We start from the raw sequence: 23,421 nt of genomic DNA, 5'->3' as shown, positions 1-23,421 counted from the left end.
TACCTTTCTGTGATATAATAGTTTTAGGTTTTTACTCACAGTCAGTACGTGTAGTGCTGGCTTTTTTATTTCCACACAATGACCGGACTTTCAATCTCCGCCTTCCACGAAGCTTTGTCCAGCGGGTCTAACTGACAGAAAGTCGGTCTGCGCTTTTGTGATTTTGGTTTATATCGGTCTTTCAATTCGTAGTACGTATGATTGATTTCTGCTACATATTTCAATTTGAGTTTTTCGATAATGTCTATGCCATCGCCTTTGATTTGGTTCTTGGCGTCTTCGTATAACTTCTGCAATTTATGTATAACTTCGGTCGGTGCAGAGTTAGAATTCTCCCATATACTTATTGATGTCACCGAATACCCAATTATTGCGCTAAGCTCTTTCTGTGTCAGTCTGAGTTTCAATCGCAGGTCTTTCAGTGTACCTTCTGCATACGGTTCTGGCTCATGCTTCGGTGCGTATTTATTAAAACTATGCCGTTTAATCATAAGTCCTCCAACGCTACCCAACGGAATTGTGGGTACTTTTCTGCTTCTTCTTGGGTGCAGCGGTAAGCATGTTCAGTTACCAGGTCAACAGCACCGCCCCATGTATCAAAGAATCCACCTCTAGTACGCATAACGAATATATAATTACAATACCTCGGCTCTGGCACATCGACCAGTAGCACGCCTAGTTTTTCGTTAGTCATTTTCTGCCTCCACATCAAACTTTATCTCACTAAGCGAAACATAGTCTAGCCTGCCGTTGATTTTAACTGCAGCAACCGGTCTTGCATATGGTTGACCGAGCAAATCTGTGCCAGTATATTGAAATATACCAAGAAATTCAGCCTGTCTCCATTCTTTGTTAATCCTTACTCTACAGACCTCAGAATGGTAGCTTACAGTAATTTTTCCTTTCATCACTCCACCTCTTCCCTAAACTGCCACGCCCAATCAAAATCCTGTTTGATTTCGGCTTCGGTTAGTTTTGTTAAATCCGAAAAAAAGTATGCTTTTCTGCCCATTCGGGTCATTCTAAGACCCATAGTCTCTGTTCTTACTAGTCCATAAATTCTATTCCCTTCTCCGTTTGGATTCGGGAAAATAACATGATACTTTTTCATAGTTCCACCTCTGCTTTCTCCAACAATTCAATAGCGTATTTGTACGAATCGATAAGTTGTTCAGCGTTTTCTATGTCTTCTATGCGTTTCTCATCGTAAAGACATTGTATGGACTCTAGCGCCATTGTTAAGCACTCAATAGGTTTTGTAAAGTCTTCTGTAGTATAAAATTCTGGCATTTAATTCTCCTCCACTTCCTCAACCTTCACGCCTTTGCAATCAAACACCCAACCAAAGCCTGCTGCTTCAATTTGACCTTTGGTAAAACGATATTTAAATCTATTGACATCGTTTCCGCAAAAGAACCAATGTTTTCCTTGTTTTACCAGATGTTGCCTTTGATTTTTGTAATTGCTGGTACCAGGAACGGTGACTTCGTACAGTTTCTCCTGCTCAATCTCGAAGCCGAATAACTGCATCTGAACGAGTATCAAAATTGAATTTTCTTGGTAAACAAGCCAGCTTTCGAACGTATCCAGCAAATCATCGTTTTCCCCATTGACTTTTCTATATGTTCTGGTGATTGTGCTATATATTGCGGTATTGAGGTCATCTTTATTTCTTTCATACCACTCCGCCACAAACTTCGGCACCACAACCTTCTGCGGTTCGTGGATTTGGTTGATTAGTTCGATTGCTTTGTCCGCAAAAACCGCATGAACAAATATTCCTGGACCATAAGGAACTTGGAATTGTTCGCGTTGCATACTCCTAATCGCTTCCTGTTTATTCATTGTTTCCGCCCTTTCAACCACTCAGGCATATCATCGCCGATATTAATACTGTCGTACTGCTCCCTGGTCACGAGGAACTTCCCATATGGCTTGACCTCGACATAGTATCGGCCGTCAACCACATCCTTAGCCGTGACCTTGCCGAACATCTCCGTGCCAGCGTTGTCTACTTGGTAGATGATGACTGGTTCACGGGATTCCAGGGTGTCAATCTTGCTTCGCATACTATGTACTTCAATCAATGATACAATCAACGCAAAGCTTAGTGCTATTATTATTAATCCTTCTTTTCGCATTTCTCCTCCAAATCCTCAATAAGCCAACCTAAATTCTGCTGAGCTTTCTTCAGGTCCTCGACACCATTTTTCCATTGGAATCGCAAGATGTATTTCACTGTATTAAAGAAGTACGCAGCTTGCATACCATGCAAATTGCCGATAAAATTTCTGACGACATCAATTACTTCTAGACCATATTTACCTTGGTAATGTTTTGGTTTCGTCACATTATCAAAGGGTTTCATTTACTTCCTCCGTCACAAATCCTCCGACTTCACGTATGTACCGTTGACCATCTTTCCGTTACGGTCTTTGATTTCTTCGTAAGCAACTTCTAGGCACTCCACCAAATCTAAATTAAGCTGTGTAGCCAATATGATCAGCGTGACCAAGGAGTCACCCAAGGCATCTTTCAGCGCTTGTTCCGGGTCCTCGAACTTGGTTGGTTTTAATAACACATCTCGGATTTCACCGACTTCCTCGGTCACTCGCATCCACTGGATTTTAGGGTCTGCCTGGTGCAAACCTCTCTCAAACGCCCAACAGACAACCATGTTTTTTAGTTCTTCAAAATTACTCATGTACTTCTTTTACCTCAATTTCAATTCTGTATTTATCTTTTAGTCCACTCAGGCCACCATACTCAAACGTCATAAACTTAATCACCTCATGGTTATCATCTGTCCAGATACCAGCATCTGTCATACCGTCAATCAAGGCTTTCACAGTTGGATAAAAATTTGGTGGGTCCATCCGTCTTTTAGTCGGTGCGTAAATCGTCACCAGAAGCCCGCAGGGATGTTTTTTTGTGTGGGTGGTATATTTACCCTCGGAGGCTTTTAAAAACGCTATATGGCGAAGATAGGCGGTAATTTTAGCCTTCTGTGCCCAATGAGGTCTGTCATTAGCATTTAGCATCTCTTTTTTGCGCTTAGTGTTAGACAAAATAAATTCAAATCTCAACTAATCGCCTCGCTTTCTTCTCACTCGTTCTCTTAATGTAAGCCGGTGACTTGTAAAAATGTATCGTTGACACTTTCACACCAAACCTATCGGCTAGCCCCATAGCTGTACCGATTGCCAGTAGCTTATCGCCTTTGTAGAGGGCGTACTCTTTTTCTGGATTAGACATACTTCACTAAAATCCAGCGACTGCCATTGTGTGAGTTTGGCTAAATACGGGCAGTCGCTATCGTCTAACTGTCAACCGATTGTTTACAATTGACACGCTCTAGGGCGCAGTTTTACAAGGATGCCCGGCTTGTTAATTTATTTCTTGTCTTTACGGTTGCTACGCTCGCCAACTAGATAGCCTAGCATGAACCATAGTAATACCATTCCTGCTTCTTTGATAAAATCAATCATGTTAATCTCTCCTTACATCTCCAACAATTCACGAATCGACACAATGCGATTCAGCTTTTTCTTGCTTCGGCAATAATTGCAATTACCACACTTAATCGGTCCGACTTTTCCAGTTGCCACATCCCATACATGACTAGCACGCTCAGAAACGTATTCTAAGCCCTCTGAGAGCGTTTCTTCGTCAAGGCTTAATATTTCCTTGTCTGGTTCATTTTCCTTGCTTACAGCCACGATTAGAGGCCTATATGAACGTCCTGTCATTTGCTTCAGTAGTTCTTGGTAGACCGCTGCTTGGACATGGTAGCGGAAATTGACGATGTTTGCAATTGCTCCTGGGACTTTCCTTTTTAATTCCTGACACCATTCTTCACCGTAAATGGTCTTCATCGTTTTTAAATCCACTATGTAATTTCTAGTGTGATTGATAGAGTCTATTTTGCCCTTAAACGGCACGCCTGCAATAGTCCCTGTTACAATCATCTCTTTTTCTACTTGGTCATCCTTTCGACCGTGGTAGAGGTTATTAAAGAGTTCATCGGTTTCCAGAGTCGCAATTACCTTATCTGCCAATTTGTAATCAGACAACAAGCCATGGGGTTTGCGACTAGAAAACAAATCCGACTTATGCTCTTCCAAAAATTTCTGATGAGCTTCTGCGCTCTCAAAATAGCTATGGACGTAGTTTCCAAAAATCAACGGCTTCTGGTCTCGTTCGTCAATCCACTTGCCAGAATCGAGTGCCAAGGCTTTCGCCTCGCACTCAAGATACTGTTTAAAGCGTGATACTGACATGTAGTCTTTGTCATCATAGTAATTATCTTGCGTTAGGGTCTTCATACTTCAAATCCAGCTCCCCATTCTTTTTCAGCTCGCTTGGTTCATCCAAGATTTCACCTGTTTCAGTGTCTACATTCATCAAATCATCAAGCAGTTGCTGGTCTGTATTGACCGGTTCAGCATCTTTGATTTCGCTAGAACTATAATTCAAATCATCGTTATCGGCAGACATCGCTTCTTGCATTTCTGTAGATAACGGCGCATAGGTCGATAGAATGCTCTTGAGAACAGTTTTACTTGCCATTGCATCAAAATTGTCTACCCAAGGTCCGTAACCTAATTTATATGATTGACTATACCTTGTAGCGTGTTCTTTCACTTGGGCTAGCGTCCAGAAAATCCGCTTTTCAAATCCGTTAGACAATCTGAAATAGGCAAAGTATCCAGCTACTCCTTCCTTTTCGGACTTTTTGTAACCTTTGATGTAGTCAAGTTCTTCAGTAATTTCATCAAATGACTTAAATTGCCCTTCGTAAATAGGACCTGCATTCAGTTTTGTTATTTGACCACTTCTCATAGCTAGTTGGATTAAACCTTTGTAACCCAATTGGAATTGTGCTTCGACAATTCGTTTCTTGCGATTGTTAAAAGGTACTACATAGGCAAAACCAAGACTTGGTTCAATGGGTAAGTTCAAAGAAACTGCCTTGAGTGCAGCAGTCATTACGGAGCTGCTATCTGCTTTAGCCAACATGTCATTCTCACGCAGAATGGATAACATGGTAGTTGCAAATTGGTTTGACCGTTTACCTACTACTTCCTGAAGCCTGTGTTGCACTGCTTCAGATTTAAAGAAATTGCTATGCTGTGTCATTAATTGATTTGTTGTCATTGTTTTTCTCCTTTCACTACTCATAGCCCATCAACAAATTATCTATCCATTCGTCATAGGCGCTATCCTCGTCTTCGTCTACCTCCCAGATGTCAACTGGTGGTTCTGGCGGTGTGCTTAGCCATGTATCATAATCAAACATCAAAACTCCACCTTTCCACCAATCTCAGACCAACCAGCCCACTCATCTAGTTTTTTCCGGATAATGTGGTGCTTCTGTTGTAACAGCAGTCCTCTGACTTCATCGCCTATCTGACCGTACTTTTCTTCGTGGTCAGCAATCATTTTTAATTTCTCTTGCATTATCCCTCCTAAAACGGTAATTCTCGTCTACTCTGTGCATTATCCGGGTATTTAAAGACGTTGTTCATCGCACCTTTCATGATTCGGCTGACAAGTGAGCGGTCATACACTTTCTGCATCTGTTCTCCTGTCAGGTTGGTATTGATGATGGTTGTGTCACGTTCATCCAAAATCTGATAGAGGATATTCTGCTTCCAGTCGTTCGCTTCTTTGGCTTGTCTGCCAAATGTCGATTCCTTGCCTAGGTCATCCAGAAAGAGATAGTCGGCTTTTGTGAGCATGTCAATCATCTGCTGGGCACTGGTCCCGTCTTTATATCCAAACCCTTCTTGGATACGTTGAAACATTTTTGGCACTGAGATGAACAACACGCTCTTCGGTTCAGAGATTGACCGCCAATCCATATTCAGCTTCCTAGCGATACTGATAGACAGATGGCTCTTGCCGATACCGGGCTTGCCTTGGATAATAGCGTTCCCTTTGCCTTGGTGCTTAAAGTAAAACTCATTCAGCCTTAAAGCAAACTGTTTCGCTTCTCCCTCGATTCTATTGGTAATCGTGTAGGTTTTGTAAGATGCGTCTTTCAGCTCTTTTGGTATCATGCTCTTCTTAGCGAATATGTCGTACGAGCTAGCCCACGTCTCAGCTTCCAAGGCTTGTCCCACCTCTCTCAACTGTTGCTCGTTCATCTTTTCCCTAGTGCATTCAGGGCAACAAGTGATATGCCGTGGCACCGTCTCGTTCTTAACCATGACCTTATGCTTTGTTCGCCATAGGTAGACCTGGTGTTTCATGCACATCTCATCTATCACATCGTGAACTTCTCCAATCTTCATTTACACCTCTTTCTAGTATGGTGGTGGATAGTTTGGATCTGGCATCCAATCGTTTGATTTTTGCTTACCAGTATTTGATTGTTTTACTTGTTCAACAGTTTTAAGCCCTTGACCATGCCACCGTTCCAAAATGGAGCGAGTGTATCTAATAGACCTGCCACTATTTAGAATCGTTTCGTCTAAAGCATGTATCAGCAACTCTTGACCATGTTTTGATAGCAAATCTTCTACTTCCCCAACTATCGTCCCGTTAATAGACATTTCTCCAAAAGCATCTTTTAGCTTTTCAAAGATAATATTTTTTCCTGCACCAGCCCCTAGCTGCTGCTCACCTATACTATCCTTATCTATACTATCCTTACCTATCCTATGCGGACATTTGGTTGTCATTTGGTTGTCATTTGGTTGCGGTTTGGTTGTCATTTGGTTGTCAAGTTGGTAAACCCCAGTATTATCAAGGGTTAAGAGACTCTTTTCAGCTTGATAAATTGTTGGTTTCAGTCTGTCTTTTCGGATTTGATTGTTCAAATTCCAATCTTTGACAACGGTCACCCCACTTTCAAAGATGATAATAAATCCTTTTGCTTGCAACAATTTCAAGTCGTCAGAATTTGCCCCATAGGCCCTGCTCAGCATCCGTGCATTTCCAATAAAACCTTCATCATCTGCCTCCATACCAAGATGAAAGTACAGTAATTGAGTTGATTGTGGCATATCAACAAATAAGTCGCTAGTCGTGATTTCTTTACTAAACATCCTTCTCTGAGCCATCTATACCTCACAATCCCCAATAAATAGTTTCTCGACAGGTGTCTGAACTTCCTTAAACTCTACATTTTCTAGACAATATTCAAGGAAACGTCCGATTGTAGCACTAATGACAAGGTCGTTTTCATTGCAAAACTCAACCAATTTGTCATATGATTCCCGTGGTATCCTCACCATAGGATTTTTCTTGTTATAAACTTGTTGCGGCTTATCCATTCGCTGCCTCCTTCCAATACTCATCCAAGTCTGTGTTACGCCGAATTCGTACACTTTCAAGTGTTGATTCTGCTTGTTTGATATCTGCGCTCATCCCAATTTCCAACTCTTGTGGCGTCCGTGCCATGTAGATACCGTGCCAATTGTCTCTCTTCACACAACCCACTGGATGCCCCATACATTTAAGTCTAGAGAGTGTTGTTTGAACACCTCTTCTCTTGCGCCCTAACTTAAACACCAAGCTATCTAAGCTCAGTAAATTTTCTAAGGTGTAAGGCTTGATAGCATTCAGACACTTTATGTCGTTTTTACTCATATTCATCTTCCTGCCTCACATTCCAACTTGTAACTTAGCGATTTTCAATTCCACGGCTAGCTCAAACGGTGACAATTCACTGTACTCTTCTCTTGCCTTACCCGTGAAATAAACAATCTGGTCGATAAGATTTTCTCTTCCGATACCCTCGTTAATTTGCATGTCTGCCCCACTTTCTAGCCGTGCGAGCTGGCACATCATCTGCAAACTTGATTGGCTCCCAGTTCTCCAGTGACTGTTTAACTCTGCTTTTCCAGGCTTGTCTATCAGCTTCAACTGCACGTTCACAAGCCAAGTCAGTCAGTTGTTCCCTAAGTAATTTAGCTTCACGTTCCTTACGTTGCTTTTCCAGTTCCCGCTGTTCCAAAATGCCTGCTACCAAAATCGGCAGTACAAACACTGATACACTTGCAATAGCGTCAAATATAGTTTCTGTCATAATAATCTCCAATTTACACGCATCCACTCAACCACCGCATCTCGTGGAAATCGAGGGTGCGACCCTTTCTTTTCAATCCTTGGAAAATCCTTTAGGTGTGACACCCTCTGAAATTCCGTCTCATTTGCAATACCTAGCAACTTCTTACACTGCTTGCTATTGAGTAGCAAGGGCATCGCTAGTTCTATGTTAAATACCTCAAACACTTCTACCAATCTAACTTTAAGCTGACTGATAAAGCGTGATATGAGGCTTTCAGCAATGTCGTCCATCTTGTCAAACCTCGCTTTCTTTGATATAATTTAAGTGAATATTTTGGTAAGCCACTGTTCTCGCAGTGGTTTTTTGTGTAGTAAATTTGATATAATTAAAATAAAACGATTGGAGTAAACTCTCATGGAAAATTTTCAATTTTGGTTAACGTTCGGCACTGCGACAATTCCTGCTGCTATCACGGGTTTACTTAGCTTTGGAGCTTCTTGGATGAAAAACCGTTCTGACATTAAGGCTCTCAGAGAACAATTCAAGCACGATATGGAAACTCTTGAAAAGAACCACATCAACGAGCTTGAAAAAATGAAAGAAGCGCATCGACTTGAACTCGAAAACATCCAGAAACAATCTGAGCTTGACATGACCAAAGAAGTCTTTGGTATGATGATGACCGCTGCAGCTCCAGCCTTACAAGAAGTAATCAATGAAGAAGTTCGGAATCAACGTACTCAAAATAGAAAACATCCCAAGAAGTAGGCTACTTTCCACTTCTTTTTTTATGCTCATCCCAAACGCTTTTGTACATCTCGTCACGCATTTTCTTAGATTTCCTGTCAACGGCTGTTGTAACCACAATGAAAGAAATCAATGAAAAAATGGTAGAAAGTAACAACGTTATTAAGATTTGAAGGTCCATCCCCTTCTCCTTTCTAGTTTGGTTGCTCCTCTCTGTGCTATAATTGGTATATCAACAAGGGAAGGAGGTGAAGTTATGAAACCATATATTATTTGTTATGACTTAAACATCCCGAATCAAAGATATGAAGATTTATATAAGGCGATTGAATCGTTAGGCGCATATTGTAAGCTTCAAAAATCTGTGTGGATTATCAAGACATCTAAGGAACCCGTCCAAATATATGAAATTCTCGCAAAGGCCATCGATAAGAACGACGATATTTTCATAGCGGAATTGACAGATAATTACTATGGATGGTCTCATAAAGACAACTGGGAGTTCCTTTCTAATCACATTTTTTAGCAGGAAAACCGTAATGTAGCCTTTCTGATAGAATTTCGTCATTCTTCATCAGATATGCAGATCCTTTAGGGTCTATCGTTACCGCGATAGGTCCTTTTTTCTTTCCTTGATACGGATACCGTTTTGGTCTCATGGTTTTCTCCTTTCTAGTTTGGTTGCTATAAATTTCCAGCAATCGGAGATTTCTCAATCCATTGCATATGTACAATTTGGCTGACGTTCACCATCACACCGCCGATATTTAAAAATCTATTTTTTGGATTTTCGACATATTGGAACAACTCAATGATTTCACTAACAGGGTTTGTTACCTCGATAGTTTTCCCATTACTTAATGAGATTTTTGCTGTTACCAACTTTTGAACAGGTACTGAATTTTTTAATCCATCTTTTGTAATATCCATCCTCTTCTCCTTTCTACGCAGTAAACGCCGCATTACCTTGTTTGTCCAAGTAGCCAACTACTGTATGGCTGTTTGCATAACCACAACGTGGGGTAACCCTTGGAAACCGCATCACTTCTTTTAAGATGAGCGTTCTTTTTTCGTTGCAGTCGTAGACTGTTAGAAAACCTTTCTCTTTCAGAGAATTTGTTGTTTTATTGCGTTTTCTTATGAGTTCAATTCCTGACATCATTGTCTTCCTTTCTAGTTTGTTAGTTGGGTAGTTTCAGAGATTCACGCTTAAACCGTGATTTCTGGCAAAAATTTAATGTCATCATAAGAGACATCGAATGCTTTTTCAATTTCAACAATTTTTTGGACATCAGGGAATGTTTTGTGATTTTCCCAATTAGCCCAAGTATCTCCTGTTACACCGACAAGTTCCCCAGCTTCTTTCTGAGTGAGGTCTTTTCTTGCTCGTAGCATTTTTAAGGTCCATTGTTGTTTCAATGGCAACACCTCCTTTCGTATTTCTGACTATATGTTATCACGGTTTTTCCGTGTTGTCAACAACTTTTTTTGTTTTTTTCGTGTTTTTTTTGCTTTTTCTTGATTTTTTTACGGATTAAGCGTAAAATATACTATAAAAGGAGGAGAAAACCATGGCTTTAGGAAACAAAGAAATAATGGCTGAAAATATAAAATATTTCATGGATAGAAAGGGTGTTGACCGCAATCAGTTGTGTGCTGATTTGGATTTGAAATATATGACAGTCTCTGATTGGATAAATGCTAAAAGTTATCCAAGAATTGATAAAATCGAGCTTTTAGCGAATTATTTCGGAGTTTCAAAGTCAGACCTCGTTGAACCTAGAAACTCCCCCGAAAATCACCCCACTCCCACAATCGATTTCAAGGAAATGGCAGCAGAGTCCATGTCTTATGACGGCATGCCTCTGAATGATGAAGATATCGACCTCATTGCTTCTATCCTTGAAACTCGCATGAAGAACAGAGATAAGGAATAATTGCCTATGATGACACCAGAATCAGTCTGCGCAGAGCGTGGCATTGATTTGGTCTATTTTGACGGTAGAGATACGGACAAGAAAGGCATATACAACAAGCGTGCGAACATGATTGCAGTTGACGCCTATTTGGATGAAATCCAGCATAAGAAAGTTATCTACCACGAAATGGGCCATGAGGACCACGACCCGGCACAATATGACCGAAGACGTGAACAATATGAATTGCAGGCGGATAGGAATATGATCCATTATCTGGTCAAAGAAGAGTTGGCCTTGATGGACGATGTCAGAGAATTTAATTACGTTCGCTTTATGGAAAAATACGACTTAAAAACCACGGTCAATGAGACTATGGTGATTGAGGAGTTTAATAACTTAGTTAATTAAAAATTACGTGCACGCCTGAATCACGTCAAAAGCAGGATAGAAAGTTAATTTTATGGCAGTAAAACGTTGCCCTCGTTGCGGTAGTAATCAAGTGCAATTTATGAATCAAGACAGAAAGAGCTTCAACGGACTTGTTGGATGTATTGGATTTTTGATTGCTTGGCCTTTAATCCTGCTCGGATTAGTCGGTAAAAAAGGAAAAAATAATTGGCATTGTCAGTCATGTGGAAATACCTTTAAAACAAAATAAAAAAACTACACTCTCCACTGGCATGAAACTTGTTAACAGCTTCACACCAGTGGAGAGGTAGGTAGGGAGGAAGGAAACCAGTGACACCAAGGTGTCAGACCATTTTCGTGAAGTCGCGAAAATGGTTCCTTACCATCGGCGAGGTCGTGGAAGTGTATAGGGAGAGGTAGAATCATACTATAGTATCAGTTTCTCTCTAGTTTTAGACCATTGAAGATGAATAGAAACAAATAGAATCCATCTAAAATAGAAAAGTATCATTTTTGAAACAATTTTGTTTGACAAATATTCGCTAATGCTTTATCATATACTTATGATTAAGACTTAGCAACGCTTGCACCTTGCAGCGTACCAGTGCTAAGTCGTTTTTTGTTTTATAAGGAGCTACCATGAAGCAAGGTAAGACAATTGACGAACAGCTAAGTCAATTGAAAAAACGTGGATTAGATATACCGGACTATCAGAAAGCTTATAGAACCCTTCAAAATGTCAATTATTATACAATTACGGGCTATCTATTTCCTTTTAAAGATAAAGATACGGGACACTATCACCCTGGTACATCCGTAGAATTGGCTATCACACGCTATTACTTCGATAGTGAGATGAGAACGATTTTGATGTCCCTCATATCTGAAGTAGAGGAAATGCTTAAAACGCGCATAGCATACAATATCGCAGTTCATCACAAAGACGACCCGCTTATTTATACAGATGTTAACTATTGGAAATCATCAAAAGATCATCAACGATTCATGACCGACTTCCAAAAAAGCATTGCCAATAATAGCGAAGTTTTGTTCGTTAAGCATCATATCAATAAGTACCGAGGACAATTTCCAATCTGGGTAGCTGTGAATTTACTGACACTTGGAAATCTAAAATATCTCTACAGAAATATCCCTAGCAGAGATAGGAAAAATATCAGTAAAGAGCTGAATCTCTCCCCTGGCACTTTGGATAGCTGGATTGATAACCTACGAATACTAAGAAATAAAATTGCTCATAATATGAGACTCTATGGAGTTTCATTCATCAATACTCCTCGCTGGGAAAAACACCACACAAAACGTCACAATACAAATAAATTGTTTATTCATATTTTGATGCTAAGAAACCTCTTAGAGGAATCCCCAGCTTGGGAAACAAATAGAGCTAAATTAGTTGAGACTATGAATAGATATAGCGATAAGATTCAACCAATTGACCTAGGTTTTCCGGATAATTGGCTTGATTTGCTTAACTAACAAAAAATCCCCACACTCTCCGCCGGCAAGCTTGAGTGTAGGGTAATTCTGTATAGTAAAAACCTGCTTTGCAGTAGGTCTCTTTACTATACCCATTTTATCAAAATAGAAAGGGTAAAGCAATGGCATATTTTAGAAAAAGAGATAACGGATGGGAATACCGTATCTCCTACAAAGCCCCAGACGGCTCATATAAGCAAAAATCTAAGTCTGGCTTTAGGACTAAATCCGAAGCAGTCCAGGCAGCATCTCAGGCAGAAATTGAGCTGTCCAATGGCATTGTCGAAGATAAGAATATTACCCTTGCGGAATACTTTGAAAAATGGATGAAGGTTCATAAGAAACCACACGTCGACCCAGAAACTTACCGGAAATATGAATTTAACCTAAAAATCATCAAAGAGTATTACCAAAATACTAAGCTATCCAAAATCACGGCAACCATGCACCAGGAAGTCCTCAATAAGCTAGCAGATAGATATGTCAAATACACGGTCAAACTGTTTAATTCCCAGATTAGGTCAGCAATCAAGATTGCCTTGCATCAAGGAACGTTAAGAAAAGACTTTACACAATTAGCTAAAATTTTTTCAAACGTTGAATCTAAGGATGAAGGCGAGAAATACTTGGAGCTCAACGAATACAGCGGCCTCTTACTAGACTGTAGGCGGACCATTAAATACCAGAGCCACTTCTTTATTTATACAATAGGCAAGACCGGGTTACGCTTTTCAGAAGCGACCGGGCTAACTAAATTCATCGTAGACCGTCAAAACATGTGCCTACATATCCGAAAAACTTATAAAGTCCATGGCAGAAAGAAAGGATGGGGACCCACTAAGAATCCTCAATCAGAACGAGACGTACCGATTGACCACGAATGGCTGGAAGCTTACGATGAATACATGGAAGTTGGCTATGTTGATAATCCAGAAAAACGAATATTCACCAAAGTTTCCAATACCGCAGCCAACAAAGCACTACAAAAGAAAACCAGGCCTACTTTTACCATTCACGGACTTAGGCATACCTATGTTAGCTTTTTAATATACAACGACCTAGATATTGTAACGATATCGAAATTGGTTGGTCACAAAGATACGACAGAAACATTAAAAACATACGCCCACCTTTTTGAAGAAAAACAAACCCAAAATTTTGATAAAGTTAGAAATCTTTTTGAAAAATTTGGGGCGAATTTGGGGCAACAAAGCTAAAAACCCTTATAGGATAAGGGTTTTCGGCGTTATATTATCCACCCTGAGGGAATCGAACCCCCATCTCAAGAACCGGAATCTTACGTGATATCCATTACACTAAGGGTGGAAAGGAAAAACTTGCGCAAGGCAAGTTTTTAATCGAATTACAATTCAATGTCACCGAAAAGGTCTGCCATTGAGAAACCAGTTTGTGTTTCTGGCAATTCGAAGTCACGTTTTTCTTCGCGTTTTTGACGACGTGGACGTGGTGCACGTTTTTCAGCTTTTTCTTCGCCTTCAGCTGCTGCTGGACGCTCTTCCAAAGCCTTGATAGAAAGTGATACACGCTCATCAGCTGCATTCACTTCAAGAACTTTAACAGTAACTTCTTGACCTACTGACAAAGCATCTTTTGGATTTTCAACACGTTTGTGTGAAATTTGTGAAATGTGTACCAAACCATCGATACCTGGCAATACTTCAACGAAAGCACCGAAGTCAGTCAAACGTTTCACTTTACCTTCAATCACATCACCAGCTGCCAATTTTTGCTCAACGCCGTCCCATGGACCAGGCTGTGTAGCTTTTAATGACAATGATACGCGACCTTCAACTTCGTCGATAGCAAGAACTTTAACTTCAACTTCTTCACCAACAGTAACTGCTGATTTAGGAGATACGTTACGCTCATGTGACAATTCAGTCAAGTGAACCAAACCATCAACACCACCAAGGTCGATGAAAGCACCGAAGCTAGTGATACGGGCAACTTTACCAGTTACAACTTCACCTACTGACAACTTACCAAATACTTCTGCACGCGCTGCTGCTGCTGATTCTTCAACAATGTCACGTCGTGACAAGATGAAGCGGTTTTCTGCTGGATCAACTTCTTTGATTTTAGCATCAAATTCTTGACCTACAAAGCGCTCAGTGTTGCGAGTGAAACGGCTATCGATCATTGAAGCTGGGATAAATCCACGAAGACCTTCAAATTCAACTGCAAGACCGCCTTTAACGGCACGAGTAACTTTAACTGTAACAACTTCGTCTTCACGACCAACAAGCTTGTCCCATGCTTTACGTGCTTCCAAACGTTTCTTAGAAACAAGATATGTAACAGTGTCAGTATCTTTCCCTACTACTTGACGAAGCACAAGCAATTCAAGTGTTTCACCAACTTTAACAAGGTCGTTGATATCAGCATCACGGTCGTTTGTCAACTCACGAAGAGTCAATACGCCTTCTACACCAGTACCTGAAATAGCTACATTCGCTTGACCAGCATCAACTGTCAATACTTCTGCAGTTACGACATCACCAGGTGTAACTTCGCTTACACTGTTCAACAAATCTTCAAATTCGTTCATTATAAATAAACCTCCGACAATCGGGCCTCCCGACCCAACATAAAATATATTTTATTAAGGCACACGCAAGGACAACAACAATATGGACATCTTTGACGAATTAGGATAAACCTAATACCTTGACTGGGGTAGCTGGATTCGAACCAACGCATGAGGGAGTCAAAGTCCCTTGCCTTACCGCTTGGCGATACCCCAAAATACACCACTAAGATAACGTTCTGAAATGAACTCGGGCTAAACGCTGTGTAAAAAAGATAAGTTGCCTAGCAAATCAGGATTTGCTGTCAACTTCCTATTTTTACTGTGCGTTTGACGCCCTTAGTATCTTAGATATGGAGAGAGAGGGATTCGAACCCCCGAACCCGAAGGAGCGGATTTACAGTCCGCCGCGTTTAGCCTCTTCGCTATCTCTCCGCGCACTAACATTCACTATTCTACCATAGAATAGTGATAATTACAAGTCTTCTAATTGCTTAAATTGTAATTTTCGATAATATTTGCTACTGCTGATTCCAAAGATTTATAAAAACTATCAACAGCTCCGTTTTTTACCACTGCAAGATTTTTTTCTTCAAATTCAGCAATCTCACCGATAACTTTTTTTCCGATAACCAAACGATAGCCTGAAAATTCTTCTTTATTAACCACAACCTTGCTATCTTCTAGTTGGATTTCAATTTTTTTATCTTTTTTACTCATTTTAAAACCTCACTTTTACTATTCTACAAAAAAATAGAAGAGCATGCAAGTGCAAGCGCTCCTATTTTACTATTTGTTCGGATTTACATTTTTTACTATGATAAACAATTATTTTTTACCTTCTCGATACAATTGCTTTGTCTTGTAGCCTTGTTCTAAAATATCAACCATTTCAGCCAGACGCTTGTTCTACGTGGCCTCTGTCTTGGCTGAGTAAACATACCTGGCCCAATCTCGTTGATAGCCTGGCGTTAAACTCTGATAAAAGCTCAATTCTTTTGGATGATGTTCCAAAAACCCCTCAATGTCTGCGACCTTATCCAGATAATCGCCTACTCTGGCTGACGATCGACTGCTTGACTGGACCTTTGTTTCTGGTTGGAATTTGACTGCCACCATGGTGTAGTTGTCATCAAGCGCTACCATTCGATTGAACTTGTAGGCTGTGCCCTTGATATAGCCATCCTCATCAGTAACTTCTAGATAGGGAAAAATGTGATCTCGATGAATGGGAGCGTGCCCTAGCTTGTTTTTATTTTTGGGATAGAAGAGATAAAGCTAACCATTTTCAACTAGGAGATGTTGTGCAGATGCCTGCAAAATTATGTTCTTCATCTCCTCTAAGCTATAAACGTAGGCTAGCCCAAGCTCAAGTTTCTCCGCTACTTCTGTCGGAAAGCCATAGCCATCAAAAGCAGTTTCTTCCTCCTGCGCTGGTTTCATCATAGCCACATCTGTGAACTTATCCAACTTTAGCTTTTTCAATAAGGTTTCATCCATGATTTTACTCCCCTTTTTGACGGTGGTATTCAATAGATTTGACCAGAATTTCCTCTAGAACTTCCATATCAATGTCTGCCAATTTATTAACATAGACACAACCAACTGCTGCCTTATGCTTGCCCAAACGGTCCAATAGCTCCTGGCGTCCAGGCAGATTTTGATCAATATAAAGACTAATCTTGGCCTGTCTGGCCGCAAAAGCGAGAATGGGTGAATCTCCTTCCGTCCCACTATCATACTTATAATGGTAGCAACCAAAGCCAATAATGCTGGGATACCAAACGACAGCTTCCTCCTGGCTGATGCGCTGGTGCAATTCTAGTAATTTGTAGGCATCTTCCTGCTTACGGACTGTTTTCAATTCTGCAAACAATTCATGGACCGACTGTCCAGTAGGGGAAAATTTTGACATAGATTTCCTTTCTGATGAGTGGCTCTAATAATATCCAAGGATTATAAAATTTAGTTACAACATTTCCCTAGTTTTATATCCAAGTGTACGTAGACTATCTTGCATCTATTTTCTCCTTAATATCTTGTTTTATTTTTGATAGTACAATTGATTTTAAAACTAAATTCCATCCAATATTTGGAATTAAAGAGTGTTTTTGAAAAGGTATCTTGGTCTTCAATTCCAATTTTTCTAAATAATCACATAATTTTTCAGAAAAAATATACTGATCAATCCGATTATCCTCCAAAAAGGAAAATTGAATATACTCTCCAAATAAGTAAAGCTTTGATATTCTTAAACTCTATAGAACTGAAATCCATTATAGTTTCTTTTATGAAGTCATTATATTTCATACTCTCTTCTCATTCTATACAATAATTTTTCTTTTATTATATCACATTTCACATCTACTCATTTCCCTTTCTCTCCACTTTCAGGGGTAATCATTTAAACGATTTAAAGGTAGTTACGTTTCTATTCCCCAAAACTCCTTGTCAATGGAAATAAACACGTACCCACAGGGTAAATGGAAATAGAATTGGATAATTTCTAGCTATCACTTCTACTCCCTCTAAAAATTTTCTTACTCTGATACTTCCCCACCCCAAGCTAAAAAGCCTTGTCTCCAAGGCTTTTCAATATGCTTTCATTCAAAGGTTTCTAGGCTTTCACCAGCAGAGCGACTACCTCATAAGGAGGATTGGTGGTAAAAACAATCACATTCCGCTTTCGCATCCCTCTCATTTTAACTTCGGACACCAGAAAAGACGATAGATTTTGGGGTATGATACTCCATTTCTATCGCCTTATATCTTTGAATTCAGTTTTATTCAGTTTTATTAAGTTTCGTTCACCTCGACCAATCTGAATGTCGGAGAAGCATATAAAATTGTATTCCCTTACTAGCTGAAAAAACTTTCTTTTTTCCTTAGAAGTTTAATTATTATTACAAGGGAAATAACCACCTCTAAAACATATACCCCTATCAATACTATAGGCAGAATTTGAACTTCTGCAAGGCTACCGCTGAGCAATATGTAATCCCAAAGAGAATGGAAAATTATAGGGAACAGTATTTTTCGTGTGTCCAAATACATAGCTCCTAAGAACACTCCCATAACAAAGGTTGAGCAAAGTTGTCCCATTAGCTCGGAGACTGATAGACCTCCTATAACATTTATTAAATGTAATGCACAAAATAGCACTGAAGATAGCAGTATGGCAAGAGCCGGATTCATCTTCTTCGCCATTGCACCAAGCAATATCCCTCTGTACATGCCTTCTTCAGCTATTCCAATCAAAGCAGTATCTATTATCAATATAACAAATGCTAAATCCGGACTAAATCCTCTGACAATTGAATATAGTCCAAACCCTACTACAGGGATGAACAAAAGTGCTGAAAATACATAGCTCGGCTTGCTTTCTGAGTGCAAGGTTAATTCATTTTTATTTTTTATGCCGTAGTACAAAACCAATATCGCTAATATAAACATAAACGGCAAAAACTTCCTGCTGAACTCCGTTGAATTATATGGAGTATTTAAGAAATGATTACTGATAAAAAGTCCTATTCCCATTATAATCATATACGCTGTTAATAAAATATAGTTCTTCTTCATATACAACCTCCTGCTTTCATCTATCAAAAAGTACTCCAAGTATTTGCTTGAAGTGCTTTAATTTTGCCTCTAAGTCCACTACAATATAGAGATAGCTATATGTAAGCCATTCTAATTCATCTGACTAATCAATTATTCTTTCTATGGTTCTTACCAATCAATCCAAGCAACATAAGCAAAGCAACAACGCCTGTCACCAAGTAAAAACTAATGTTGGAGCTATCTCCGGTTTCCGGAGCTTTATATTTCTTAACTACCGTAGGAACATTTGCAGGAGGATTAGTTTTGTTATCCTTATCATTTTTAACAGAAAGCTTTATAACGGCTTCACCCTCATCCAAATCTTTTACATTAACTTTTACAGGTTCCTTATTTAAAACATATCCGTTAGGAGCCTTTGTTTCAACCAATATATACTCTTTGTCATAATCCAGCTCATCAATTATAGCCTTACCGTCAGCCCCTGTTGTCACAGTTTTTATAGGTTTACCTGAGCAGAGCCGACTTTTACCAAGAATAAATCAAATGTTGCATTTGCCAATCCCATATTACTTTTCAATATCTTCTTTTTGAAATTTTCTAATCATACCTTTACCATCCAATCTGTTCCATTCTATTAATAATAAATAGTTTTTGCAAGCAGTAACATTAGTCCTGTCCAATACAGAACTAAATCCTTTCAATAATTATTTGTCCAACTTTTTGGGGTCAGTACATTCTAAATCTTTTCTTTTTTATTTGTATCAGAGCGTAAAAATTCTAGCACGTCCTGATAAATAGTTTCTTTATCTCTTTCATTAAGTATTTCATGTCTCATACCTTTATAAAGCTTGCTTTTAATGTTTTTATATCCAAGACTTTTTAAGAATCCTTCTAAACCCTTAAACTTTTCGTTTCCTTGAATAACAGGATCATCTTCTCCAGCTATTAAAAATATTGGTAAAGCAGTGTTTTTTGGTCTCCAGTCTTTGCCATTGTACGCTGATTTTAATAATTTAAAAAGATTGATAAATGCATTTGTAGTAAATATAAAACCACAAAGCGGATCTGCATCGTATTCCTTGACTGTGTCTGGATTAGCACAAATCCAATCTAGCTGGCTTTCATATCCCTTGCTATATTGACCGGCTGATAAAGAATTAAAAAATTTATTGGGCTTATATTTGCCATAAAAAACACTGCTTATTTTTGCTAAAAATACTGCAAATCCCGCTAATTTATTCTCAGTTGGTGGCCCACATAAAACTATTTTATCAAGCTCGTAATCGTATTTCTTTAAATAATTTCTAGAAACAAGAGTGCCCATGCTATGACTAAATATTGAAATACTTAACGAAGGATATCTTTCTTTTAAGTATTCTGTCACTTGATAAGCATCGTCAACAATAACAGAGCTGTCCTCTGTATAAAAATATCCTAAGTGAGATGAGTCTTTAACGCTAGCTCCGTGACCTCTATGGTCATGAATCGCACAGACATAACCGTTTTGAGCTAAGTAATTCATAAAATCGTAGTATCTTTCTTTATGTTCTGACATTCCATGAACTAACTGAACAATTCCAATAGGATTAGAGCTTGGCTCTATAATAGCAAGTTCGAGCTCCAGTCCATCTCGCTTAGATTTAATTTTTTTAGTAATCATAATTTCACCTACTATCTAATTACAATATAATTATTAATACACTTCGTTTACGCTCGTGACATCAATACTACACTCTCCACATGTGTAGTCTGGTCCTTGAGAATACAATTTTTTATCCTCGTCACTATTTTGAGGACACAATTTATCTGTTTCTAGTTTAGCATTTTTACGTTTACTTTTAAATTGTTTACCATCCTTGTTTTGAGTTTCACCTGTTTTGAATATTATGGTTAACATTGCAGGATCAATTTCTCCGTCGCTACTAACTCCACCTACAATAATTTTCTCAACAATACTTTCAAAAACTGCACGATCAAACTCCGTAAGCATTTTCTGCGAAGATAGCAAGTGCTTAAACTCAGTTAGTCTTTTCTTTACATCGATTTCTGATTTTAAGGTGGTTTCAATATTTACCTTCTCTTCTGCTAGAAACTCTTTTTCTGAGGAAATTTCATTGTACTTTTCATTGTATATGGTATCGCTAATTTTCCCTTCGAGCCTTAGATTTACAAGATTTTCCTCTTTTTTTAGTAATGTTCGAAGTTTGTTTGTAATCCTTTTTAATTCCTTGCTAAGGCTATTGTCATTCAATTCAGATTCAATCGTTTCAAGTAAGTCTGTCATTAAGTTTTCATTTGAATGATAAAGTTGTCTGTAAGCTTCCATGAAAGCCCCCTCAATAGCGAGCTCTTCTAATCCTTTACTATGCTTACAAAATTTCTTTCCTTTCTTTATCGATGTAACACAGTGCCACACAACCTTACGATAATCTGAACGGCAGTGCCAACTTCTTCTAGATAATATTGAACCACAAAAACCACATTCTAACATGCTACTAAAAGCATACATTTTTGAATAGCGTTCACGCTTACCATTTACATTTGCAGCAGTCTTCTTATTTCCTGCTCGACGCAGTCTAATCTCCTGAGCTTTCTCAAAGTCTTCTTTAGATATTATAGGTTCATGATTATCTTTGATGTAGTACTTATCTTCTTCACCAAAATTACTTAAACGTCTCTTGCTTATTGGATCCACTGTAAAAGTTTTGCCCATTAGAATATCGCCTTTATATTTTTCATTCTTTATGATTCCTATACTTTATATTCATAAAGTGTGTGCTCTGCGAGGCTGTCGGCAGTGCCGACCAAAACCATAAAACCTTTAAGACCTTTCTTTTTTTTACGAGAAAAAAGAAACAAAAAAACCTGCCCTCTGCCACCTCAGCAAAGGGGGGTTTTGCTCTCGTGCTCGTTTAAAAATCAGCAAGGGACAGGTAGTATTTTTTGAGAAGATCACTCAAAAAATCTCCACCTTTAAACCCTTGCCAATTTTTATTTTGTCCGTTTTGTCTAGCTTACCGAAAGCCAGACTCAGCAAGAATAAAATTTTTATTGTCTTTCGGTTTTCTAGTGTAACGGACAAAACCACTCAAAATAAAAAAGATACAAGAGAGGTCTCTCGTATCTTTTATTCAGCAATCGCGCCCTTTAATGGAACAAAAAGATTTGAATTCCTGTTATAAAAAAAGGATCAATTTTGAACTCTCTCCCAAAGTTGATCCCTTAACGATTTAGAAATCCCTTTGAGAATGTTTATATACATTCAAGGTAACCAGCCAACTAATGACAATGATTCCTGAAAAAAGTAATAACAAATTACTATACAGATAAGTTGACTGATCAACTTCCATAGGTAACAACCTTTGATCAAGTAAGGGTATGGATAATAAACCACCTACAATTGCAATACCTGTTCCCTCTGATAAAAAGCTGGTAAAGTTAAGCAAACTCATTCCAGCACCAGCTTCCTGCTGTTTCAAGCTACTTGAAACAATTGTTGATATAACTGTTTTGGTGAACGAAAGCCCACCTAAAACAAATACGATTATAATTGTCATGAACCATGATGTTGTTTCTAAAAGAAAGGAAGCAGTTAAAAAGCTAACAGAAAGAAATGTAACTCCGATGTTTAACACGTATAAAGGACCTCTTCTATCAACAAGTATCCCACCAATGTAGCCGAAAATAATGACACTCATTGTTCCAGGGAAAATAATTACACTTCCGATTTCGGCAGTACTTAGCTGGTGAACATCTTTCATCATATAAGGAACCATAGAGACAAACCCTGCTACTGTTCCAAATATAATTCCCCCACAAAGAACTCCAATCATAAAAGGTATATTTTTCCCTAATCCGGGATCAACAAAAGGATCTGTTACTTTCCTGATATGTTTTACAAATATCAGGAATGACAGCACGCTAACGATAAGAAAAGAAATGCTATATGATGTTGTAAACAACATAAAAAATACAATGCCTACAGACATTAGTATAATTCCTTTGATATCAAAATGACCTTTTATCCTTACTTCTTTCTTTAATAATTTCATAAGAAACGGAACAGTGATAATTGTTATCATAGGAATGAGTAGAAGATAGGACCAATGAATATAATGGGCTATCATTCCACCAATCGCTGGACCGACTCCTTCTCCCATGGCTACTATCGATCCAATAAGACCAAATGCTTTACCCCTATTTTCCTTTGGAATATAGCGCGCAACTACAACCATTACGAGTGCTGGAAATGCAGCTGCACCAGCCCCTTGAATAAAACGAGCCATAATAAGTAAGGAAAAGAAAGAATGGCCAACAAACCCAATTACCGACCCGAAACAATTTATTATAATTCCAAATAGGAGTAACCTTTTGATGCCTAATTGATCAGATAGCTTTCCATATACAGCTGTTCCAATGGAAAAGGTTAACATAAAGGCTGTGTTCACCCAGTTTGTACTCGCAGGTGGTTTATTAAAATCATTTGCAATATCAGGTAATGAGACGTTCAAAACCATTTCATTTAATACGCTAAAAAAAGATAAAATGCAAAGCCAAATTAAAATTTGGTTGTGTCGTAAATTCGATTGTGAATAGGATGTATTCACATTTCACCCCTCCAATAATGAGGGCAGACGTAGTTTATAGGGTTCTGTTGCAAAGTTTTCTGATAAGTCTATTTTAGTGTAAAATGAATAAAAATGACAGCGAGGATATATCAATGA

At 38.7% G+C, this 23,421-nt stretch carries 40 protein-coding genes, 3 tRNA genes and 1 pseudogene; 7 read left to right on the top strand and 37 right to left on the bottom strand.

Annotated features, from left to right (window positions below; all coding sequences use genetic code 11):
- Nucleotides 1-65: 65 nt before the first annotated feature.
- The 21 genes from ACHBIE_RS04770 to ACHBIE_RS04670 form a co-directional block, all read right to left on the bottom strand.
- Nucleotides 66-491 carry a helix-turn-helix domain-containing protein gene (locus tag ACHBIE_RS04770; protein ID WP_394732829.1) on the bottom strand — a complete coding sequence of 142 codons (426 nt, stop codon included), beginning with the start codon at nucleotides 489-491 and terminating at the stop codon, nucleotides 66-68.
- Nucleotides 488-622 (bottom strand): hypothetical protein, encoded by a 135-nt coding sequence (locus ACHBIE_RS04765; RefSeq protein ID WP_394732828.1) that lies wholly within the window; start codon nucleotides 620-622, stop codon nucleotides 488-490. The genes ACHBIE_RS04770 and ACHBIE_RS04765 overlap by 4 nt, the downstream gene beginning before the upstream one ends.
- Nucleotides 623-686: 64 nt before the next feature.
- Nucleotides 687-908, bottom strand: coding sequence for a hypothetical protein (locus ACHBIE_RS04760; RefSeq protein ID WP_394732827.1), 222 nt, complete (start codon nucleotides 906-908; stop codon nucleotides 687-689).
- Nucleotides 908-1,111 carry a DUF1642 domain-containing protein gene (locus ACHBIE_RS04755; RefSeq protein WP_394732826.1) on the bottom strand — a complete coding sequence of 68 codons (204 nt, stop codon included), beginning with the start codon at nucleotides 1,109-1,111 and terminating at the stop codon, nucleotides 908-910. The genes ACHBIE_RS04760 and ACHBIE_RS04755 overlap by 1 nt, the downstream gene beginning before the upstream one ends.
- Nucleotides 1,108-1,290: a hypothetical protein gene (locus ACHBIE_RS04750; protein WP_394732825.1), complete on the bottom strand. Its 183-nt coding sequence runs from the start codon at nucleotides 1,288-1,290 to the stop codon at nucleotides 1,108-1,110. Before ACHBIE_RS04750 ends, ACHBIE_RS04755 begins: the two co-directional genes overlap by 4 nt.
- Nucleotides 1,291-1,818, bottom strand: a complete 528-nt coding sequence (locus tag ACHBIE_RS04745) for a DUF1642 domain-containing protein (RefSeq protein ID WP_394732824.1) — start codon at nucleotides 1,816-1,818, stop codon at nucleotides 1,291-1,293. It lies immediately after the preceding gene.
- Between the two features lie 23 nt (nucleotides 1,819-1,841).
- Complete coding sequence (locus ACHBIE_RS04740; protein ID WP_394732823.1) at nucleotides 1,842-2,141, bottom strand: DUF1372 family protein; 300 nt, start codon at nucleotides 2,139-2,141, stop codon at nucleotides 1,842-1,844.
- A complete protein-coding gene (locus ACHBIE_RS04735) occupies nucleotides 2,123-2,368 on the bottom strand; it encodes a DUF3310 domain-containing protein (RefSeq protein WP_394732822.1) in 246 nt (81 codons plus the stop codon). The genes ACHBIE_RS04740 and ACHBIE_RS04735 overlap by 19 nt, the downstream gene beginning before the upstream one ends.
- A gap of 12 nt (nucleotides 2,369-2,380) precedes the next feature.
- Nucleotides 2,381-2,677, bottom strand: coding sequence for a MazG-like family protein (locus ACHBIE_RS04730; RefSeq protein WP_394732821.1), 297 nt, complete (start codon nucleotides 2,675-2,677; stop codon nucleotides 2,381-2,383).
- A gap of 19 nt (nucleotides 2,678-2,696) precedes the next feature.
- Nucleotides 2,697-3,086, bottom strand: a complete 390-nt coding sequence (locus ACHBIE_RS04725) for a hypothetical protein (RefSeq protein WP_394732820.1) — start codon at nucleotides 3,084-3,086, stop codon at nucleotides 2,697-2,699.
- Entirely contained in the window at nucleotides 3,076-3,255 is a 180-nt protein-coding gene (locus ACHBIE_RS04720; protein WP_394732819.1) for a hypothetical protein, read from the bottom strand. The genes ACHBIE_RS04725 and ACHBIE_RS04720 overlap by 11 nt, the downstream gene beginning before the upstream one ends.
- A gap of 245 nt (nucleotides 3,256-3,500) precedes the next feature.
- Nucleotides 3,501-4,325, bottom strand: coding sequence for a PD-(D/E)XK nuclease-like domain-containing protein (locus tag ACHBIE_RS04715; protein ID WP_394732818.1), 825 nt, complete (start codon nucleotides 4,323-4,325; stop codon nucleotides 3,501-3,503).
- A complete protein-coding gene (locus ACHBIE_RS04710) occupies nucleotides 4,303-5,157 on the bottom strand; it encodes a recombinase RecT (RefSeq protein ID WP_394732817.1) in 855 nt (284 codons plus the stop codon). Before ACHBIE_RS04710 ends, ACHBIE_RS04715 begins: the two co-directional genes overlap by 23 nt.
- 16 nt (nucleotides 5,158-5,173) lie before the next feature.
- Entirely contained in the window at nucleotides 5,174-5,299 is a 126-nt protein-coding gene (locus ACHBIE_RS04705; RefSeq protein ID WP_394732816.1) for a hypothetical protein, read from the bottom strand.
- Nucleotides 5,299-5,460, bottom strand: coding sequence for a hypothetical protein (locus ACHBIE_RS04700; protein ID WP_152953790.1), 162 nt, complete (start codon nucleotides 5,458-5,460; stop codon nucleotides 5,299-5,301). Before ACHBIE_RS04700 ends, ACHBIE_RS04705 begins: the two co-directional genes overlap by 1 nt.
- An 8-nt stretch (nucleotides 5,461-5,468) precedes the next feature.
- The gene (locus ACHBIE_RS04695; RefSeq protein ID WP_394732815.1) at nucleotides 5,469-6,149 is read right to left on the bottom strand and encodes an ATP-binding protein; all 681 of its coding nucleotides are present in this window, start codon (nucleotides 6,147-6,149) and stop codon (nucleotides 5,469-5,471) included.
- 159 nt (nucleotides 6,150-6,308) lie between these two features.
- Nucleotides 6,309-7,067, bottom strand: a complete 759-nt coding sequence (locus tag ACHBIE_RS04690; protein ID WP_394732814.1) for a DnaD domain protein — start codon at nucleotides 7,065-7,067, stop codon at nucleotides 6,309-6,311.
- On the bottom strand, nucleotides 7,068-7,280 hold the full coding sequence (locus ACHBIE_RS04685) for a hypothetical protein (RefSeq protein ID WP_394732813.1): 213 nt from the start codon (nucleotides 7,278-7,280) through the stop codon (nucleotides 7,068-7,070).
- Complete coding sequence (locus ACHBIE_RS04680; RefSeq protein WP_394732812.1) at nucleotides 7,273-7,458, bottom strand: hypothetical protein; 186 nt, start codon at nucleotides 7,456-7,458, stop codon at nucleotides 7,273-7,275. Before ACHBIE_RS04680 ends, ACHBIE_RS04685 begins: the two co-directional genes overlap by 8 nt.
- Before the next feature lie 153 nt (nucleotides 7,459-7,611).
- Complete coding sequence (locus tag ACHBIE_RS04675) at nucleotides 7,612-7,758, bottom strand: hypothetical protein (protein ID WP_172059042.1); 147 nt, start codon at nucleotides 7,756-7,758, stop codon at nucleotides 7,612-7,614.
- A complete protein-coding gene (locus tag ACHBIE_RS04670) occupies nucleotides 7,748-8,035 on the bottom strand; it encodes a hypothetical protein (protein WP_394732811.1) in 288 nt (95 codons plus the stop codon). Before ACHBIE_RS04670 ends, ACHBIE_RS04675 begins: the two co-directional genes overlap by 11 nt.
- Nucleotides 8,036-8,431: 396 nt before the next feature.
- On the opposite strand from ACHBIE_RS04670, the gene ACHBIE_RS04665 reads away from it, so the two are divergent.
- Both ACHBIE_RS04665 and cas2 read left to right on the top strand, forming a co-directional pair.
- Complete coding sequence (locus ACHBIE_RS04665; protein ID WP_394732810.1) at nucleotides 8,432-8,785, top strand: hypothetical protein; 354 nt, start codon at nucleotides 8,432-8,434, stop codon at nucleotides 8,783-8,785.
- Between the two features lie 235 nt (nucleotides 8,786-9,020).
- The gene (gene cas2, locus ACHBIE_RS04660) at nucleotides 9,021-9,290 is read left to right on the top strand and encodes a CRISPR-associated endonuclease Cas2 (RefSeq protein WP_044767818.1); all 270 of its coding nucleotides are present in this window, start codon (nucleotides 9,021-9,023) and stop codon (nucleotides 9,288-9,290) included.
- A gap of 158 nt (nucleotides 9,291-9,448) precedes the next feature.
- Here cas2 and ACHBIE_RS04655 read toward each other — a convergent pair whose 3' ends face one another.
- From ACHBIE_RS04655 to ACHBIE_RS04645, 3 genes are read right to left on the bottom strand one after another with little or no spacing between them, the layout of a single operon-like run.
- On the bottom strand, nucleotides 9,449-9,694 hold the full coding sequence (locus tag ACHBIE_RS04655; protein WP_394732809.1) for a hypothetical protein: 246 nt from the start codon (nucleotides 9,692-9,694) through the stop codon (nucleotides 9,449-9,451).
- Between the two features lie 13 nt (nucleotides 9,695-9,707).
- Nucleotides 9,708-9,923: a hypothetical protein gene (locus ACHBIE_RS04650; protein WP_394732808.1), complete on the bottom strand. Its 216-nt coding sequence runs from the start codon at nucleotides 9,921-9,923 to the stop codon at nucleotides 9,708-9,710.
- 50 nt (nucleotides 9,924-9,973) lie between these two features.
- Nucleotides 9,974-10,183: a helix-turn-helix transcriptional regulator gene (locus tag ACHBIE_RS04645; RefSeq protein ID WP_248022146.1), complete on the bottom strand. Its 210-nt coding sequence runs from the start codon at nucleotides 10,181-10,183 to the stop codon at nucleotides 9,974-9,976.
- Nucleotides 10,184-10,335: 152 nt separating this feature from the next.
- Between ACHBIE_RS04645 and ACHBIE_RS04640 the strand changes: the two genes are divergently transcribed.
- From ACHBIE_RS04640 to ACHBIE_RS04620, 5 genes are all read left to right on the top strand, one after another.
- Nucleotides 10,336-10,701, top strand: coding sequence for a helix-turn-helix domain-containing protein (locus ACHBIE_RS04640; RefSeq protein WP_394732807.1), 366 nt, complete (start codon nucleotides 10,336-10,338; stop codon nucleotides 10,699-10,701).
- A gap of 6 nt (nucleotides 10,702-10,707) precedes the next feature.
- Nucleotides 10,708-11,091 carry an ImmA/IrrE family metallo-endopeptidase gene (locus ACHBIE_RS04635; RefSeq protein ID WP_172073942.1) on the top strand — a complete coding sequence of 128 codons (384 nt, stop codon included), beginning with the start codon at nucleotides 10,708-10,710 and terminating at the stop codon, nucleotides 11,089-11,091.
- A 52-nt stretch (nucleotides 11,092-11,143) separates the two neighbouring features.
- On the top strand, nucleotides 11,144-11,341 hold the full coding sequence (locus ACHBIE_RS04630; protein WP_394732806.1) for a hypothetical protein: 198 nt from the start codon (nucleotides 11,144-11,146) through the stop codon (nucleotides 11,339-11,341).
- A 389-nt stretch (nucleotides 11,342-11,730) separates the two neighbouring features.
- Nucleotides 11,731-12,588: an Abi family protein gene (locus ACHBIE_RS04625; RefSeq protein ID WP_394732805.1), complete on the top strand. Its 858-nt coding sequence runs from the start codon at nucleotides 11,731-11,733 to the stop codon at nucleotides 12,586-12,588.
- A 122-nt stretch (nucleotides 12,589-12,710) separates the two neighbouring features.
- A complete protein-coding gene (locus ACHBIE_RS04620) occupies nucleotides 12,711-13,805 on the top strand; it encodes a tyrosine-type recombinase/integrase (protein ID WP_394732804.1) in 1,095 nt (364 codons plus the stop codon).
- Nucleotides 13,806-13,842: 37 nt separating this feature from the next.
- Here the strand turns inward: ACHBIE_RS04620 and ACHBIE_RS04615 are convergent.
- The 13 genes and pseudogenes from ACHBIE_RS04615 to tet(L) form a co-directional block, all read right to left on the bottom strand.
- Nucleotides 13,843-13,914, bottom strand: a tRNA-Arg gene (locus ACHBIE_RS04615).
- 37 nt (nucleotides 13,915-13,951) lie between these two features.
- Complete coding sequence (gene rpsA, locus ACHBIE_RS04610) at nucleotides 13,952-15,157, bottom strand: 30S ribosomal protein S1 (protein WP_394732803.1); 1,206 nt, start codon at nucleotides 15,155-15,157, stop codon at nucleotides 13,952-13,954.
- A gap of 123 nt (nucleotides 15,158-15,280) precedes the next feature.
- A tRNA-Gln gene (locus tag ACHBIE_RS04605) sits at nucleotides 15,281-15,352 on the bottom strand.
- Between the two features lie 138 nt (nucleotides 15,353-15,490).
- Nucleotides 15,491-15,571: transfer RNA gene (locus ACHBIE_RS04600), tRNA-Tyr, on the bottom strand.
- A 51-nt stretch (nucleotides 15,572-15,622) separates the two neighbouring features.
- Nucleotides 15,623-15,856 carry a DUF2969 domain-containing protein gene (locus tag ACHBIE_RS04595; RefSeq protein ID WP_105111013.1) on the bottom strand — a complete coding sequence of 78 codons (234 nt, stop codon included), beginning with the start codon at nucleotides 15,854-15,856 and terminating at the stop codon, nucleotides 15,623-15,625.
- A 189-nt stretch (nucleotides 15,857-16,045) separates the two neighbouring features.
- Entirely contained in the window at nucleotides 16,046-16,282 is a 237-nt protein-coding gene (locus tag ACHBIE_RS04590; protein WP_238140782.1) for a YdeI/OmpD-associated family protein, read from the bottom strand.
- 132 nt (nucleotides 16,283-16,414) lie between these two features.
- Entirely contained in the window at nucleotides 16,415-16,636 is a 222-nt protein-coding gene (locus ACHBIE_RS04585; protein WP_238140783.1) for a hypothetical protein, read from the bottom strand.
- A gap of 4 nt (nucleotides 16,637-16,640) precedes the next feature.
- Nucleotides 16,641-17,051 (bottom strand): DUF1801 domain-containing protein, encoded by a 411-nt coding sequence (locus tag ACHBIE_RS04580; RefSeq protein WP_105123374.1) that lies wholly within the window; start codon nucleotides 17,049-17,051, stop codon nucleotides 16,641-16,643.
- Nucleotides 17,052-17,995: 944 nt separating this feature from the next.
- Nucleotides 17,996-18,715, bottom strand: a complete 720-nt coding sequence (locus ACHBIE_RS04575; protein ID WP_105123376.1) for a CPBP family intramembrane glutamic endopeptidase — start codon at nucleotides 18,713-18,715, stop codon at nucleotides 17,996-17,998.
- Nucleotides 18,716-18,843: 128 nt separating this feature from the next.
- Complete coding sequence (locus ACHBIE_RS04570) at nucleotides 18,844-19,197, bottom strand: prealbumin-like fold domain-containing protein (protein WP_257105039.1); 354 nt, start codon at nucleotides 19,195-19,197, stop codon at nucleotides 18,844-18,846.
- A 236-nt stretch (nucleotides 19,198-19,433) separates the two neighbouring features.
- A complete protein-coding gene (locus tag ACHBIE_RS04565) occupies nucleotides 19,434-20,357 on the bottom strand; it encodes an alpha/beta fold hydrolase (protein WP_105111008.1) in 924 nt (307 codons plus the stop codon).
- Nucleotides 20,358-20,390: 33 nt separating this feature from the next.
- Nucleotides 20,391-21,452 (bottom strand): annotated as a pseudogene (locus ACHBIE_RS04560) (recombinase family protein); the annotation flags it as partial.
- Nucleotides 21,453-21,927: 475 nt separating this feature from the next.
- Nucleotides 21,928-23,304, bottom strand: a complete 1,377-nt coding sequence (tet(L), locus tag ACHBIE_RS04555; protein WP_001574277.1) for a tetracycline efflux MFS transporter Tet(L) — start codon at nucleotides 23,302-23,304, stop codon at nucleotides 21,928-21,930.
- Nucleotides 23,305-23,421: the final 117 nt, after the last annotated feature.

Source organism: Streptococcus sp. A23 (genome assembly GCF_043674155.1).
Lineage (GTDB): Bacteria > Bacillota > Bacilli > Lactobacillales > Streptococcaceae > Streptococcus > Streptococcus suis_V.
This window is presented reverse-complemented; position numbering and strand designations above follow the sequence as displayed.

What these genes read in the sequence shown, in the direction of transcription:
- ACHBIE_RS04770 (WP_394732829.1), bottom strand. Translation starts at nt 491, where the DNA reads ATGATTAAACGGCATAGTTTTAATAAATACGCACCGAAGCATGAGCCA.
- ACHBIE_RS04765 (WP_394732828.1), bottom strand. Translation starts at nt 622, where the DNA reads ATGCGTACTAGAGGTGGATTCTTTGATACATGGGGCGGTGCTGTTGAC.
- ACHBIE_RS04760 (WP_394732827.1), bottom strand. Translation starts at nt 908, where the DNA reads ATGAAAGGAAAAATTACTGTAAGCTACCATTCTGAGGTCTGTAGAGTA.
- ACHBIE_RS04755 (WP_394732826.1), bottom strand. Translation starts at nt 1,111, where the DNA reads ATGAAAAAGTATCATGTTATTTTCCCGAATCCAAACGGAGAAGGGAAT.
- ACHBIE_RS04750 (WP_394732825.1), bottom strand. Translation starts at nt 1,290, where the DNA reads ATGCCAGAATTTTATACTACAGAAGACTTTACAAAACCTATTGAGTGC.
- ACHBIE_RS04745 (WP_394732824.1), bottom strand. Translation starts at nt 1,818, where the DNA reads ATGCAACGCGAACAATTCCAAGTTCCTTATGGTCCAGGAATATTTGTT.
- ACHBIE_RS04740 (WP_394732823.1), bottom strand. Translation starts at nt 2,141, where the DNA reads ATGCGAAAAGAAGGATTAATAATAATAGCACTAAGCTTTGCGTTGATT.
- ACHBIE_RS04735 (WP_394732822.1), bottom strand. Translation starts at nt 2,368, where the DNA reads ATGAAACCCTTTGATAATGTGACGAAACCAAAACATTACCAAGGTAAA.
- ACHBIE_RS04730 (WP_394732821.1), bottom strand. Translation starts at nt 2,677, where the DNA reads ATGGTTGTCTGTTGGGCGTTTGAGAGAGGTTTGCACCAGGCAGACCCT.
- ACHBIE_RS04720 (WP_394732819.1), bottom strand. Translation starts at nt 3,255, where the DNA reads ATGTCTAATCCAGAAAAAGAGTACGCCCTCTACAAAGGCGATAAGCTA.
- ACHBIE_RS04715 (WP_394732818.1), bottom strand. Translation starts at nt 4,325, where the DNA reads ATGAAGACCCTAACGCAAGATAATTACTATGATGACAAAGACTACATG.
- ACHBIE_RS04710 (WP_394732817.1), bottom strand. Translation starts at nt 5,157, where the DNA reads ATGACAACAAATCAATTAATGACACAGCATAGCAATTTCTTTAAATCT.
- ACHBIE_RS04705 (WP_394732816.1), bottom strand. Translation starts at nt 5,299, where the DNA reads ATGTTTGATTATGATACATGGCTAAGCACACCGCCAGAACCACCAGTT.
- ACHBIE_RS04700 (WP_152953790.1), bottom strand. Translation starts at nt 5,460, where the DNA reads ATGCAAGAGAAATTAAAAATGATTGCTGACCACGAAGAAAAGTACGGT.
- ACHBIE_RS04695 (WP_394732815.1), bottom strand. Translation starts at nt 6,149, where the DNA reads ATGAACGAGCAACAGTTGAGAGAGGTGGGACAAGCCTTGGAAGCTGAG.
- ACHBIE_RS04690 (WP_394732814.1), bottom strand. Translation starts at nt 7,067, where the DNA reads ATGGCTCAGAGAAGGATGTTTAGTAAAGAAATCACGACTAGCGACTTA.
- ACHBIE_RS04685 (WP_394732813.1), bottom strand. Translation starts at nt 7,280, where the DNA reads ATGGATAAGCCGCAACAAGTTTATAACAAGAAAAATCCTATGGTGAGG.
- ACHBIE_RS04680 (WP_394732812.1), bottom strand. Translation starts at nt 7,458, where the DNA reads ATGGGGCATCCAGTGGGTTGTGTGAAGAGAGACAATTGGCACGGTATC.
- ACHBIE_RS04675 (WP_172059042.1), bottom strand. Translation starts at nt 7,758, where the DNA reads ATGCAAATTAACGAGGGTATCGGAAGAGAAAATCTTATCGACCAGATT.
- ACHBIE_RS04670 (WP_394732811.1), bottom strand. Translation starts at nt 8,035, where the DNA reads ATGACAGAAACTATATTTGACGCTATTGCAAGTGTATCAGTGTTTGTA.
- ACHBIE_RS04665 (WP_394732810.1), top strand. Translation starts at nt 8,432, where the DNA reads ATGGAAAATTTTCAATTTTGGTTAACGTTCGGCACTGCGACAATTCCT.
- cas2 (WP_044767818.1), top strand. Translation starts at nt 9,021, where the DNA reads ATGAAACCATATATTATTTGTTATGACTTAAACATCCCGAATCAAAGA.
- ACHBIE_RS04655 (WP_394732809.1), bottom strand. Translation starts at nt 9,694, where the DNA reads ATGGATATTACAAAAGATGGATTAAAAAATTCAGTACCTGTTCAAAAG.
- ACHBIE_RS04650 (WP_394732808.1), bottom strand. Translation starts at nt 9,923, where the DNA reads ATGTCAGGAATTGAACTCATAAGAAAACGCAATAAAACAACAAATTCT.
- ACHBIE_RS04640 (WP_394732807.1), top strand. Translation starts at nt 10,336, where the DNA reads ATGGCTTTAGGAAACAAAGAAATAATGGCTGAAAATATAAAATATTTC.
- ACHBIE_RS04635 (WP_172073942.1), top strand. Translation starts at nt 10,708, where the DNA reads ATGATGACACCAGAATCAGTCTGCGCAGAGCGTGGCATTGATTTGGTC.
- ACHBIE_RS04630 (WP_394732806.1), top strand. Translation starts at nt 11,144, where the DNA reads ATGGCAGTAAAACGTTGCCCTCGTTGCGGTAGTAATCAAGTGCAATTT.
- ACHBIE_RS04625 (WP_394732805.1), top strand. Translation starts at nt 11,731, where the DNA reads ATGAAGCAAGGTAAGACAATTGACGAACAGCTAAGTCAATTGAAAAAA.
- ACHBIE_RS04620 (WP_394732804.1), top strand. Translation starts at nt 12,711, where the DNA reads ATGGCATATTTTAGAAAAAGAGATAACGGATGGGAATACCGTATCTCC.
- rpsA (WP_394732803.1), bottom strand. Translation starts at nt 15,157, where the DNA reads ATGAACGAATTTGAAGATTTGTTGAACAGTGTAAGCGAAGTTACACCT.
- ACHBIE_RS04595 (WP_105111013.1), bottom strand. Translation starts at nt 15,856, where the DNA reads ATGAGTAAAAAAGATAAAAAAATTGAAATCCAACTAGAAGATAGCAAG.
- ACHBIE_RS04590 (WP_238140782.1), bottom strand. Translation starts at nt 16,282, where the DNA reads ATGGTAGCGCTTGATGACAACTACACCATGGTGGCAGTCAAATTCCAA.
- ACHBIE_RS04585 (WP_238140783.1), bottom strand. Translation starts at nt 16,636, where the DNA reads ATGGATGAAACCTTATTGAAAAAGCTAAAGTTGGATAAGTTCACAGAT.
- ACHBIE_RS04580 (WP_105123374.1), bottom strand. Translation starts at nt 17,051, where the DNA reads ATGTCAAAATTTTCCCCTACTGGACAGTCGGTCCATGAATTGTTTGCA.
- ACHBIE_RS04575 (WP_105123376.1), bottom strand. Translation starts at nt 18,715, where the DNA reads ATGAAGAAGAACTATATTTTATTAACAGCGTATATGATTATAATGGGA.
- ACHBIE_RS04565 (WP_105111008.1), bottom strand. Translation starts at nt 20,357, where the DNA reads ATGATTACTAAAAAAATTAAATCTAAGCGAGATGGACTGGAGCTCGAA.